Below are 13,191 nucleotides of genomic sequence, written 5' to 3' on the forward strand. Positions count from 1 at the left end.
TTTGATTAACCCGATCCATTTTGATCCACTATAAACCACTTTTTACCACAGTGCTCCAGTTTAGGGCTTGACAAGGCTTTTTGTCAAGTAATCAGGCTTCCTTTAACGCGTCTCAAAGCTAGAAAAAATAAGGCTTAGCGTAAAGCGATTGAATTAAGTGGGAAAAAATGGAATTCGTGGTGAGATTTTTTCTTATCATTTTAAGTAACCTTTCGTTTACACTTTTTGCTTACTGAATAACCAGTGAACAATTACAAATTTTAAGGCGTGATTTAGCCATTTGTAAAATTTACTCAATTATATGGCAATTGTTACGACTCAAGTTAAAGCTGGCCAACCGTAAAACACATATATCAATATAAATCATATAGTTAAAGTTATTTTAAAGTTGGTTTGATCATTGCAGCTATATACTTACCAATAAATTTTTTAACTTTATTTTTATTAAGGATTGATTATGGCTACTGCAACAAATACTAAAACATCAACAACTACAGCGACTAAACCTGAAGTTAACGAAGCACCCTTTACAGAAAAAGCAACATCGGCTGCACACGACGCAGTAGATGCACTTTCTAGTAAAGCAGCCGTAGCAGAGAGCAGCGTAAGAAAAGGGGCAACTAGCTCTGCTGAAACACTGAGTGAAAAGCAACTCATTGCCCGTGAAAAACTAGGTGAATATACATCTAAAACACGCACCCTTGCAGCAGAGAACCCATTAGCAACAGCTGGAATTGCATTTGCCGCAGGTATGCTAGTAACTGCATTGTTTCGTCGTAAGTAAACAATGATGAATAATCCACAAACAACAGCGACCAAGGATGGTGACGCTCAAAATCAAACGGCCCAAGACGCGAGCCAAAAGGAAGATTGGCAAGATCATATTGCTAAGCTTTTAGCCTATTCTGAGCAAATTAAGGATGACTACAAAACGCAAGGCAAACTTACCAAACAATTAGCAAAAGCTGAGTGGCATTTGTCGCTCAGATCACTTGCACTCATTACTATACTTTTGGGTTGTTTTGCCAGCGGTTTGATTTTGTTGTGGATTGTTTTATTGGGCGCAATTGGCTTTGGAGTTTATGAGTTATTTGCCTCTGTATGGCTAAGTATAGCAACCGCAACTTTACTACAAGTTATAGGCTTAATTTGGCTTTGGAAAAGTGCTATTTATTTAAGTAACAAAATTGGCTTTAGTAAAACATTACGTAGCTTAAAACAGTTATTTAACCTGAACTCTGGTTAAAAGATTTACTAACGTATTGAATCATAGCTATGTTTAAATTTATTTTTTCTAGCCAGAAACTTTCAGTGAAAACAAGACGAATTGACGCGTCAATAGCTGGCCTATTGCAAGTAAATTCAACGCAGTTAGCGCTTAAAGTAGCTGTTTGAGATAGATTTATTATCTAAAGTTCAGGTTATTTAACCTTCAAGGAGATAACAATGCTGGTTAACTATTTAATTCAGTCGCCAAACAAAGCGGTGAATAATCTTAGTAAACAAATGGATTTACAAAGTGAATTAAAACGCCAACATCACATGGCGTTTAAGTACAGATTAAAACGCTTTGCGGTTACCAAAGTTGGTATTTCAAGCGCATTTTTAGCCGGTGCTGTTGTGCAGGCTAGTAGTACTAAATCTGGTTTAATCAAAAAATATGCTTGGCTAGCAAGATTATTAGCTTAATGGATAAAACCAGTGCCGCGCAATAAATAATAGCGCAGCACTAATTGATAGCTTTAGCCTTTGTTAAGCGGCTTAATTGATCATTGATCATAAATCGGCGATTCTAAATATTACCAAACTCACCGTTTTGATAATCACGAATAGCTTGCTGAATTTCAGCTTCAGTGGTCATTACAAATGGCCCCATGTGAGCAATTGGTTGTTGAAGCTCATCACCAGCTAAAATAAGCACACCTGCTCCTTGCTCTGTATATAAGTCAATGTCACTACCTGGTTCTAGTATTAACAGCTGTTTTGCTGCAATAACGTTACCTGCTTGCGTAGTTAACGAACCGGTATGAATATATAGCATCACTTTTTGCTGGCTAAGTGGTGGCAACTCAAAACGCTGTCCTGCAGGTAAAGTTACATCAGCTAAAGCGGCATTTGCAGCGAGCGTTTGTAGGCTTGATGTTAAAGCCTGATCGGCAAACTGCCATGTGCCTGCCAATGCTTTAAGTGTTACTCCATTATCATTGGAGGCAACTGGCGCAGGGTGCGCTGTTGTATCTTGGTAAATTGGTGCGCGCATTTTTTCTGCACTGGGCATATTGATCCATATCTGAAAACCATGTAACCCTTCATTGGCATCTGCCAATGGCATTTCACTGTGCATTACCCCTTTACCTGTACTCATCCATTGTACATCGCCTGCTTTTATGGCCTTTTTATTACCCATTTGGTCACGGTGTTCAAAGCCACCTTTAATAATATAGGTAAAGGTTTCCATACCACGATGAGGATGCGCAGGAAAACCGCCAATGTAATCGTTTTTATTATCTGACTTTAGTTCGTCAATCATTAAAAAGGGATCTAGGTGCTTGCCATCAAAACCGGGAATTCTACTAATATTAACGCCATCACCATCTTGGGTTGCGTGCGCACTTAGTTGTTTAATTACTTTCATTTTATTGCTCCAATAAAGTAGATAACACTATTTAATCACACTGAAAATTTACGTATATATGTTTAATTCGTACCATTTATTCTTTTTAAACGAATTTTAGTTTTTATCCTAAAACATTACAGTTTGCTATAACCATTATTAAATGACTTGCTGTTAAAGTAGTTATTACAGCTGATTTTTGATTTAATAAGCAATGCTTTAATCCTTATTATTTATATGGTTATTAAACAAAAAGTTAGCTACAATTATTTTTGGCGTAAATCTCTATTAAGGCATTATTATTTTTACCACTTCACTTAAAAATCAGCTGTACCGTTTGCTTATTTTATTTAGCATTCCTGGGGTCGCTGTGATCATTTTTACGTTATTACTAGAACGTAACTATTCAATTAAGCAAAGTGAGCTACAAGCAACCAATATTGCCAACCGTTTTTCATTACAACAAAAAAATATGCTTGATGATATTGAGCGTTTAGCGCGCTATATCGCACAACAAGAAAGCAAGCATGATGAGCTGCTAACCACCTGTCCTAACTATTTTGAGCTATTTAAGTCACTCTACAATAATGTTGCTAATATTGGCATGATTGACTTGCAGGGGAATGTTAGTTGCGTCACATCGGGGCAAGTAACAAATATAAATATTGCAGATAGAGATTATTTTAAAAATGCATTAAATAGCGACATGTTATCTGTAGGCTATTTTCAGCTAGATCGAAGTTTACAAACAACAACGGTGAATTTTGCGCTGTCGTTAAAAAATACCGCTGGGGTTACCAAAGGCGTTATTGTCATAGTAATTGCCTTAGATTGGTGGAATGCAGCAATAAATGAAATTAACTTACCTGATGGATCGTTAGTTGCTATTGTTGACTCTAACACTAAAATTTTAGCTCACTACCCCAAAAACACTGCTTTAATAGGTAATAGTATTGCCCAAAATTATGTGGAGTCGATGCAGGCTGATTCTCATTTTATTACAGATGAGCAAGGTGTTACCCGTATTTTTTCTCGCTCAACTCTTTATAACGATCCACATAATAACAACTTAGATATTTATATTGGTTTACCCGTCACCGATGTTTTAGCACAAATAAATCATAACTTTATAATCTCTTTAACTGTATTTATAACCTTTTTATTACTGCTAACATTTATTGCCTACAAACTACTAAAAGTAAGTATTTTTACACCTATTAATAATCTAACTAAAGCAACCGACAGCTTAGCAAATGGCGTTATGCCATCTGAGCAAAATGATACTCCTAACAGCCCCGAGCTCAAGGTTTTATATCAACGCTTTAAAATAATGGCTGAAACTCGCTTAGCTACTGAGGCTAACCTTAAAAATAAACACGATGAGTTAACCAGTTTATTAAGTGCACTGCCAGATAGTTACTTAAAGATTAACAACAAAGGTGATGTTTCTAATATTGGGGGCTCATTTAATATTCCTGGTGTTACGCAATCGGTAAACAACTTAACTTTAGCTAGTTTTGTTACTGAGCGTAATGCACAGTTAATTCTCAATAACCTCCCTACTTCAACTTCAAATAACTCAAATAACTTAGAGTTTACCTTGCAAAGCCAAACTGATATTAAAAACTTTGAAGCCAGAATAAACCCAATGCAAACTAACCATGAGTTTGTAGTAGTGCTACGCGATATAACCCAGCGCAAACAAAATGAAGAAGCCCTACACTTAGCGGCGCTTGTGTACGGTAACAGTAGTGAAGGAATGGCTATAACCGATGAAAATGGCATTATATTCGATGTTAATCCTGCTTTTAGTAAAACCACGCTTTTTTCTAAAGAAGAAGTAATTAATAAAACGATCAGTGTTTTGTCCTCTGGCAAGCACGATAAGACATTTTATCAGGCTCTGTGGGCAGAACTAACAAGCACGGGGCGTTGGCAGGGAGAAATTATTAATCGCCGTAAAAATGGTGAGCTTTACGTGGAATGGTTAACTATAGATACTGTGTATGATGACAATAACATGCCGGTTCGTCGTATAGCCATATTTACAGACTTAACAGAAAAAAAACAAGCCGATGCGCTTATTTGGAAACAAGCTCACTTTGATCACCTTACTGACTTACCGAATCGATTAGAGTTAAAAAAACGTTTAAATGAATGTTTTATGCGTGTAGAAAATAATGCCGAGCAACTGGTTATTATGTTGCTCGACATAGATCACTTTAAAGACGTTAACGACACTTTAGGGCACCATTATGGTGATGCTTTACTTAAATTTGTGTCGCAGCGTATTTTAGAGTCAGCAAAAAATGCCGAGTTTGTTGCCCGCATTGGCGGCGACGAATTTGTAATCGTATTTAGTAAAATTAAAGAACAGCATATAAAGCAAATAGCTGAAAATATTTTACTTAGCTTGTCATCGGCTATTTATATTGAAAACGAAGAGTTGTTTATTAGTGCCAGTATAGGTATTGCCTCAGCCCCTAATGATGGCGAAAATACTGAGCAGTTACTCAAAGCAGCCGATCAAGCAATGTATAAAGCAAAAGTTAATGGCCGTAATGGCTTTGAATTTTTCTCCCATGACATGCGCGAAAAAGCGCAAATGCGCATGCTGCTACTTAAAGAATTACGAACAGCAATAGAGCTTGAGCAGTTTGAATTGTTTTATCAACCTATCGTCTGCCTAAAAGACTTGCACGTACACAAAGCTGAAGGATTAATTCGTTGGCGTCACCCTGAAAAAGGCTTAATAAGCCCTGCTGACTTTATTCCGTTAGCTGAGGAAACCCGACAAATAAATATACTTGGGCAATTTGTTTTCTCCCAAGCATTACAAACACTCAATGATATAAAAGCACACATAACCAATGATTTTCAGCTGAGCGTTAATGTATCGCCAATACAGCTATCTACCCCAGATAGCGGGATAGATGAGTGGGGAGCTATGCTTAATGCAGCAAACCTGCCTGCATCATCAATTGTTGCTGAAATAACAGAAGGCTTAATGGTCAACCCTGAGGCTTTAACACAAAGCCGTTTAAAGGCACTGGTTCAGTCGGGAATGCAATTAGCCCTTGATGATTTTGGCACCGGTTACTCTTCTCTCGCTTACTTACAAGAAATGGATACCGACTACCTTAAAATAGATAAACGCTTTGTTGATAACATTAATAAAGGTAGCCAGGAGCTGGTATTGTGCGAAACCATTATCGTTATGGCGCATCAGTTAGGGTTAAAAGTAATTGCTGAAGGAATAGAAACCAAGCAGCAAATGCAACTGTTACTTGAAGCTGGTTGCGACTATGGGCAGGGCTATTTATTTTCAAAACCCTTACCTAAAGAGCAGTTTATGAGCTTACTAACCACAAGCCAAATCATTGCACTAAAATAACCACAGCGTTAGGCACCAAACTTTACAAGACTCTATTATGAGTACTTGTAAAGTTACTTACCTATTAAGCTCTTTCACATCAAGATGATCGGCAACATAGGCTCCGCGCTCACCTCTTTTTTTATCTGGGCCTATTGTACTATCTATTGCAGTTTGTTGCTCTGAGGCAGCATTAATTGTCGCCCCTAAAATTACAATATAAGCACTAATGTATAGCCACATCAGCATAATAACCACCCCACCTAACGAGCCATAAGTTTCGTTATAACTGGCAAATTTCGATACATAAAATGAAAAACCAATTGAAGCGACTATCCATAAAATTGTCGCAATAACAGATCCTAAGGTGATCCAACGCCATTTAGCAGGTTTACGATGCGGCGCGTAACGGTATAAAAGCACTAAGGCAAAGTTAAAAGTAAATGCTAATAATGGCCATGAAATAAACGTGATGAGTAAATCTATATTTTCTTTTAATCCCACTAAATTAAGTACTACCGGTAAAATACCAATAATTAACAGCGCAAAAATAGCCACCACAATAGCGCCAATCGAAAACAGAAAGCGTACAAGTTGTGCTTTAAAAAATGAGCGTTTTTCATATTCCTGATAACTTATATTACAGGCTGTAATTAATGCTTGGCTGCCCTTTGAACTACTCCAAATAGTTAATATTAATGTGCCAATTGCGCTCAAACTCAAGCTAGTACTTGAGCTTTGGGCGATACTGGCTATTTGCGACAAAATTAACTCTCCGGTACTCTCTGGTAGCAGCTCAATTACCTGACTTAAATGCGCCCCAATATCTGTAGGTGATGCAAAATAGGCATAAATAGATACAAGTGCAGCAAGCGCTGGAAAAATAGCCAGTAACGCATAAAATGCCACGCCAGCGGCCACTAACGATAAATTATCACGACTCATTTGAGTAAAAATACGCTTAGTAATATCCCACCAACCAAGCAACGGAATATTTACTGGTTGCTGTGCATCTTGACCACGTTTTACATCGCTCATTTTAACTCCTTTGTTATATAGCAGTAAGAGAGCAAAATGTTTGCCAACACCAATGCGCTTGGTATTAAACTTGCTATTATTGTTTATAAAGATGATTTAACACAGATAACCCCCATGCTCAGTGCTTTAAATAACATTATAACTGCAGTTAATGCAGCCCCTGCTACTCCAAGCATTAAAGCCGATGTATTGTCGTGGGCGTTTTTGCAAGAGCAAAGCATGCAATTCCTACATGTAGTAGTGCAAACCTTACCCACCCTATTTTTAGGGATTATTATAGTTGTAATAAGTTACATCCTTGCCAGGCCGTTATCACGCCTATTAATTAAACCTATTGAATATTTAACCGATAGTGCACTTATTCATCTGGTTATAAGACGAAGTATAAGTATTTTAATCCTACTATTGGGTATTTACTTGTTTTTACGTTTAGCTGGGCTGACACAGTTTGCCGTAGCTATAATGAGTGGCACAGGTTTGATAGGGCTTATTCTCGGTTTTGCATTTAGAGATATTGCCGAAAATTTTATAGCTAGTTTATTATTAAGCATACAACGCCCTTTTAAAATAGATGATGTAATTGAGGTAGAAGGCCGCCTCGGCATAGTTAAAAAAGTAACCGCTCGCGCAACCACTTTAGTTGACTACGACGGTAACCATATTCAAATACCTAATGCCACTGTGTACAAAAATATTATTAAAAACCTCACTGCCAACCCTAAAATGCGCGGCAAAGTAGAAATAGGCATAGGGTATGATAACGATATACGCAGCGCACAAACCCTAGCCCTCACAATTGCAAACCAACAAAACGCAGTATTAACCGATCCACCTGCGCAGGTATTAATTAAAAACCTAGGCTCATCAACAATTAACTTTACGTTATTTTTTTGGGTTAATAGCGAGCAGTTCAGTACCGCTAAAGTGGCCTCACAGCTAATGCGAGAATTAGTAAACGAATTTACTAGTCATAACATCAGCATGCCAGACGATGCCAGAGAACGCATTATACTTAGCGATCCTAACCTTGAAGCTGTAACCCCAGAAAAAAGTGAGCCTATAGCGCCAACTAAAAAAGTATCAGAAACACAAGCTCAAGCCAAAAACTTAGATGACGTAAGTAGCGACACCGATGAAATACGCGAGCAAGCAGATCAATCCCGCGATCCCGAGCAAGGTAAAAATATTATCTAGTTAAAAAATCAGGGAGCTAGTTTTATAAGGTCGTATCAGGTTATATCGAGCCTACTTTTATTTTAGACACAAAAAAGCCCGCAGTTTGCACTGCGGGCTTTTTATTGAATGAGTGAGTTAGCCGTATAAGCCGGGTTCTGTCCTTTCCGAAGAAAGTGATAATCATTCGTCTAGGCCATAAATCGCTCTATGGCTCAAGCAACCTACCCGGTTCCAACGTGGGCCACGCCATAAGGAACCCTATTTGGTCTTGCTCCGAGTGGAGTTTACCTTGCAACCGACTATTACTAGCGGCCCGGTGCGCTCTTACCGCACCCTTTCACCCTTACCAATCCGAAGATTGGCGGTCTTCTCTCTGCTGCACTTGTCGTGGGCTCGCGCCCCCCAGCCGTTAACTGGCACTCTGCCCTATGGAGCCCGGACTTTCCTCCCCCTGATCATTTTCGTCACAGGCAGCGATTATCTTGGCTAACTCGGCGCGGATTATACCTGAGGATAATGCCAAGCGCAGTAAAGATTTACCCTTTTTCGTCAATTATTGTTTTATACAGCGCATTTTTTTTCATACCAAAGTAATCGGCTACAATACCGCAGGCTTTTTTCATTGGCATTTCGCTTTCAAGCAGCGCTAGCATTTTACGTGCTTCAGGCGGTACGTCGTCTATTAGCTTAGGTTTACCCGGCAACATGAGTATTATTTCGCCGCGCTGCTTGGTAGGATCGTTAGTTAAAAATGCTTTTAACTCACTCACACTGCCATTAAAAAATGTTTCAAAGGTTTTAGTCAGCTCTTTAGCAAACACCACTTGCTGATCATCGCCAAGTGCCTCGGCTAAGTCATCAAGGCTTGCCATAATACGATGGGTACTTTCATACATTATGCTAGTAATGCCAGAATTAACTGCATCAATAAAAAATTCTTGGCGTGCTTTACTTTTTGCTGGTGTAAAACCAACAAATTGAAAGCGATCAGTTGGTAAGCCAGAACAGCATACAGCGGTTATTGCAGCGCATGCTCCAGGAATGGGTGTAACATGTGCGCCTTGCTCGCGGCATAAATTAACCACCGCATAGCCAGGATCGCTGATCAAAGGTGTGCCTGCGTCTGATACTAAGGCTATATTTAAGCCTTGATTGAGCTGATCGATAATTTGTTGTGCTTTTTGCTTTTCGTTATGATCGTGTAAAGCAAAGGTTTTAGCCTTGATACCAAAGTGGCTAAGTAGCTTGCCAGTATGGCGTGTGTCTTCAGCAGCGATTAAGTCAACTTGCGATAATGTCGCGATTGCACGCTGACTTAAGTCGTCATAATTGCCAATTGGGGTGGCTACAATGTAAAGAGTGCCAATTTTCTGTGAATTCTCCTCATTTAACATTGAGGTCTCCTGCGTCAGTCAGTAATATAAGCAAATCGCGTTAACGTATTGGGAAATCATTGTGCGACTTAAACTAGTTAGTCTATTAATTATATTGTCAGGGTTATCGGCGTGTAGCACAACCGAAAAACCAACTAAAAACAGTGATAACTTCAGTAACAGTGCCAATGCACTAAAAAACCAAGCTAATAGTGCGTTATCTATCTACCAATTGGCGCAAAACCGCCAAGGTGCCGATAAAATACAGCTACTTTATAGTGCCCGCGATGCTGCAGTGAATGAGCAAAGTTGGTCGTTATTAGAAAAGGTATGCGGTGAGTTAGAATTAACCCCAAGTGTTGATCAGATTCAAAATCGTCTTTATATTGCGTTTGCGCAAAAGCAGCAAAATAAAAACGCTCAAGCGTTAGTTATTTTGCAGTCTTTAGATGGTCAACTTAAACAGCCTGAACATTTTGCCTGGCATCAATTTTTAACCGCCAGTGTGTATGCATCGCAAGACTTTGCGAAACGCGCAGCCCCTTACTTTTTTGCAGCGTCTGAGTCTGCTACTAAAAACAATATTGATATTGCACAGCTAAACCAAAACTTATGGGATAACTTAAAAAAGCTTTCCTCTTATACACTTGAACGCTTTAACAGAGGGTCGGTTATTCAACAAGGTTGGGTTAACCTTGCTTTGTACCATCAAGTTTATGCTGGCAGTGCCGTTGAACTTGACCAAGCTATTAATAATTGGTTGAGACGCTACCCCGGGCACCCTGCTAAAGTAGTTTTATCTAAACAAGATGAGTTAGTGAATGACTTAACGCCTGTAATAATAGAGCGTTTAGTTGTACTACTGCCGCAATCTGGTGCTAATGAACGCTTAGGTGATGCACTTAAAGCCGGCGTGCTCGCAGCACTTGATCAGCAAAGCATTAATGAAACCATTTTTATTGATGAAAACAGTGATGTTGATGAAATTACGGCTAAAATAGCGCAAATAAAACCCGACTTTGTTGTTGGTCCACTGTTAAAAGCGAATATAGATAAACTTGCTAATGCGCAAGTGCTTATAGACATACCTACTATGCATTTAAATACCTTTGATGGTGAGCGGCTTTCGTTACAGCACTACTTTTTTGCCCTTAACCCCGAGCATGAAGTACAACAAGCATTAGAGCACTTTTTAGCTCAGGGCTACCAAAAGCCTATGTTACTTGCGCCTAATAATGCAAACGGGCAGCGTTTGGTTGATTACTTTAACCTGCAGTGGCAACGCTATAGCGAAACCAAACCACAAATTGGCTTTTATAACAGTAATCAAGACATGCCTGATACGATTACCAGCTTACTTGAGGTTGATAAAAGTAAAGAGCGGATCAAAACCGTTAAAACTTTATTTAAGCAAGAAGTCGAAAACGAAACACGCTCGCGCAGCGATATAGACGCTATTTATATCTTAGGCGATGCAATAGAAACCCGTTTAATAAAGCCGTATTTAGACGTTAATGTAAGTACATTTGCTGATAGGATCCCGCTTTATGCTAGTTCTAAAAGCCATAGTAGCCAAATTGATCGTACCGATAAAGGCGACTTAGATGGCTTATACTTTACCGAACTTCCTTGGATGTTAAAGTCGCAAATTAAACAGCATAATCTTCGCCAGCAATACGAAACATTGTGGCCAGAGCACGCCGATATAAGTCAGCGTTTATTTGCTATGGCCTACGATGCAGTAACTATATTACATGACATTAAACAACTAAGTCTTTCCCCTGGGAATCAGTTTAGCGGTTTAAGTGGTAAGCTCTCGGTTAATACTAGCGGGCATATTGAACGCACATTAGACTGGGCACAATATACCAATCGTCGGATTAAGGCTGTGCAACTAAAAACACAACGCCCTGTACCATTATTTATGCAATCAGCCAGTGACTTATACATTACCGAATAACTAAGGGGGCGACATGTCTTGGTTTAAACAGCTGTGGCAAAACAGTCGTGAAAAAGGCCAGTATTATGAGCTCCAGGCACAAAAGTATTTAGTTTCTCAAGGGTTAACAGCAATTGAGCGTAACTATTACTGCCCCTTTGGCGAACTTGATGTAATTATGAAAGACGGTAACACTTTGGTTTTTGTGGAAGTTAAGTTTCGTAAAAACCACGCTCGCGGCGGCGCTAATTACGCATTAAGTATACAAAAACAAGCACGCTTAAAACGCAGTATTTATCATTACTTAGCCGCTAAAAACCTAACAAATCAGCCGTTAAGAATCGATTATGTAGCAATCACTGGAGAGCCGTCTATGCATATTAACTGGCTCAAAAACGTATTTTAAAAACAAAGAACTAGGTATAAATTGTTGGTATTCTATGCAAGACACAATTAAAGAAATTTTTACAGAAAGCATTCAGGTACAAATAGCAGCGGGTGAGGTATTACCCAGTGCATTAGAGTCAGCCGCTTTTACCATTGCTCAAAGCCTGATCAACGGCAATAAGCTTATTTGTTGCGGTACAGCTAACTGCCATATGCTTGCTCAACACATGGCAGGTGTTTTAGTTAATCATTATGAAACCGAGCGCCCTTGCCTGCCAGCTATTGCGTTATCGCAAGAGAGTATTAACTTAGGGCAAAGTACTCAGGTTGACGATTACGACACGTTTGCTCGTCAAGTACGTGCCTTTGCTCAACAAGGTGACTTACTGCTGGCACTGGCTATTAATGGTAATGAAAAACAAATTATTTCAGCGGTAGAGGCGGCACTAACTAAGGATATGAAGGTCATAGTTATGGTTGGTGATGACGGCGGTGAGCTAGTTGGTTTACTTGGCCCTAATGATGTTGAGATTAGAACGCCTTCTAAACGCCCAAGCCGTATTATCGAGTCGCATTTAGTTAACTTACATTGTTTAAGTGAACTGGTTGATTTAACGCTTTTCCCGCAGGATGAAAATTATGTTTAAACGCTCCCTTATTATTTTAGGCACGGTTGTATTACTGCAAGGGTGTGCAGCCGCAGTGGTTGCTGGTACTGCTAGTGCAATAACAGCTGCAAACGATCGTCGCACAATTGGCTCTCAGATCGATGACAGCAATATTGAAATAAAAGCTAGCATTGCAATTAGTGAAGTAGATCGCTTGCATAAATTTGCTCATATTAGCGCTGTAAGCGTTAATGGCATTGTTTTATTAGTTGGCCAAGTTGCCAATGAAGAAATGAAAAACGAAGCTAATAGAGCCATTGAGAGTGTTGCTGGCATTCGAAAAATACATAACCAAATTCGTATTGGTTCAAATATTGGGGTGACTACCCAAACTCATGACTCTTGGTTAACCTCAAAAGTAAAAGCACAGCTATTAACCGCTAAAAATATTAGCAGTAATAATATTAAAGTAGTGACTGAAAATGCCGAAGTATTTTTGATGGGTTTAGTTTCTGACGCAGAAGCAGAGCAAGCAGTAAATATTGCGCGTAATGTATCGGGTGTTGAGCGCGTAATTAAAGTATTTGAATATTTGTAAAGATAGCTGGTTCGATGAATATAAAAGCCTTGTAGTTAACACTGCAAGGTTTTTTATACCGGTGGGAAAACCCGCCGTTACAACA

Annotated in this window: 12 protein-coding genes and 1 other RNA gene; 9 read left to right on the forward strand and 4 right to left on the reverse strand. The window is 39.1% G+C overall.

Translation table 11 applies throughout. The annotated features are described in order from the left end of the window. Positions 1-457: 457 nt before the first annotated feature. The 3 genes from J5X91_RS03695 (at position 458) to J5X91_RS03705 (ending at position 1,689) form a co-directional block, all read left to right on the forward strand. Complete coding sequence (locus J5X91_RS03695) at positions 458-784, forward strand: hypothetical protein (RefSeq protein ID WP_011329162.1); 327 nt, start codon at positions 458-460, stop codon at positions 782-784. A 6-nt stretch (positions 785-790) separates the two neighbouring features. Next, the gene (locus tag J5X91_RS03700; RefSeq protein ID WP_011329163.1) at positions 791-1,246 is read left to right on the forward strand and encodes a hypothetical protein; all 456 of its coding nucleotides are present in this window, start codon (positions 791-793) and stop codon (positions 1,244-1,246) included. Between the two features lie 200 nt (positions 1,247-1,446). Beyond that, positions 1,447-1,689, forward strand: a complete 243-nt coding sequence (locus tag J5X91_RS03705; protein ID WP_011329164.1) for a hypothetical protein — start codon at positions 1,447-1,449, stop codon at positions 1,687-1,689. 103 nt (positions 1,690-1,792) lie between these two features. On the opposite strand, the gene J5X91_RS03710 is transcribed toward J5X91_RS03705, so the two are convergent. After that, positions 1,793-2,635, reverse strand: coding sequence for a pirin family protein (locus J5X91_RS03710; RefSeq protein WP_011329165.1), 843 nt, complete (start codon positions 2,633-2,635; stop codon positions 1,793-1,795). Between the two features lie 349 nt (positions 2,636-2,984). Here J5X91_RS03710 and J5X91_RS03715 point away from each other — a divergent pair, with 349 nt between their 5' ends. Further along, positions 2,985-6,008: an EAL domain-containing protein gene (locus tag J5X91_RS03715; protein ID WP_348272514.1), complete on the forward strand. Its 3,024-nt coding sequence runs from the start codon at positions 2,985-2,987 to the stop codon at positions 6,006-6,008. Between the two features lie 57 nt (positions 6,009-6,065). Here the strand turns inward: J5X91_RS03715 and J5X91_RS03720 are convergent, their stop codons facing one another. Next, complete coding sequence (locus J5X91_RS03720; RefSeq protein WP_011329167.1) at positions 6,066-7,025, reverse strand: YihY/virulence factor BrkB family protein; 960 nt, start codon at positions 7,023-7,025, stop codon at positions 6,066-6,068. 114 nt (positions 7,026-7,139) lie between these two features. On the opposite strand from J5X91_RS03720, the gene J5X91_RS03725 reads away from it, so the two are divergent. Then, a complete protein-coding gene (locus J5X91_RS03725; protein ID WP_011329168.1) occupies positions 7,140-8,219 on the forward strand; it encodes a mechanosensitive ion channel domain-containing protein in 1,080 nt (359 codons plus the stop codon). Between the two features lie 110 nt (positions 8,220-8,329). Here J5X91_RS03725 and rnpB read toward each other — a convergent pair. After that, positions 8,330-8,694, reverse strand: an RNA gene (gene rnpB, locus J5X91_RS03730) — RNase P RNA component class A. A gap of 43 nt (positions 8,695-8,737) precedes the next feature. After that, positions 8,738-9,595 carry a 16S rRNA (cytidine(1402)-2'-O)-methyltransferase gene (gene rsmI / locus J5X91_RS03735; RefSeq protein ID WP_208834087.1) on the reverse strand — a complete coding sequence of 286 codons (858 nt, stop codon included), beginning with the start codon at positions 9,593-9,595 and terminating at the stop codon, positions 8,738-8,740. A gap of 61 nt (positions 9,596-9,656) precedes the next feature. On the opposite strand from rsmI, the gene J5X91_RS03740 reads away from it, so the two are divergent. Genes J5X91_RS03740 through dolP form a run of 4 tightly spaced genes read left to right on the forward strand, consistent with a single transcriptional unit; the run spans position 9,657 to position 13,106 of the window. Next, positions 9,657-11,534, forward strand: a complete 1,878-nt coding sequence (locus J5X91_RS03740) for a penicillin-binding protein activator (RefSeq protein WP_182683927.1) — start codon at positions 9,657-9,659, stop codon at positions 11,532-11,534. 13 nt (positions 11,535-11,547) lie between these two features. Continuing rightward, positions 11,548-11,919, forward strand: a complete 372-nt coding sequence (locus J5X91_RS03745; RefSeq protein WP_011329171.1) for a YraN family protein — start codon at positions 11,548-11,550, stop codon at positions 11,917-11,919. 34 nt (positions 11,920-11,953) lie between these two features. Further along, positions 11,954-12,547, forward strand: a complete 594-nt coding sequence (locus tag J5X91_RS03750; protein ID WP_011329172.1) for an SIS domain-containing protein — start codon at positions 11,954-11,956, stop codon at positions 12,545-12,547. After that, complete coding sequence (gene dolP / locus J5X91_RS03755) at positions 12,540-13,106, forward strand: division/outer membrane stress-associated lipid-binding lipoprotein (protein WP_011329173.1); 567 nt, start codon at positions 12,540-12,542, stop codon at positions 13,104-13,106. The genes J5X91_RS03750 and dolP overlap by 8 nt, the downstream gene beginning before the upstream one ends. The last annotated feature ends 85 nt before the right edge of the window (positions 13,107-13,191 follow it).

It is taken from the genome of Pseudoalteromonas sp. K222D, from assembly GCF_017653575.1.
In the GTDB taxonomy this organism is placed as follows: Bacteria; Pseudomonadota; Gammaproteobacteria; order Enterobacterales; family Alteromonadaceae; genus Pseudoalteromonas; species Pseudoalteromonas nigrifaciens.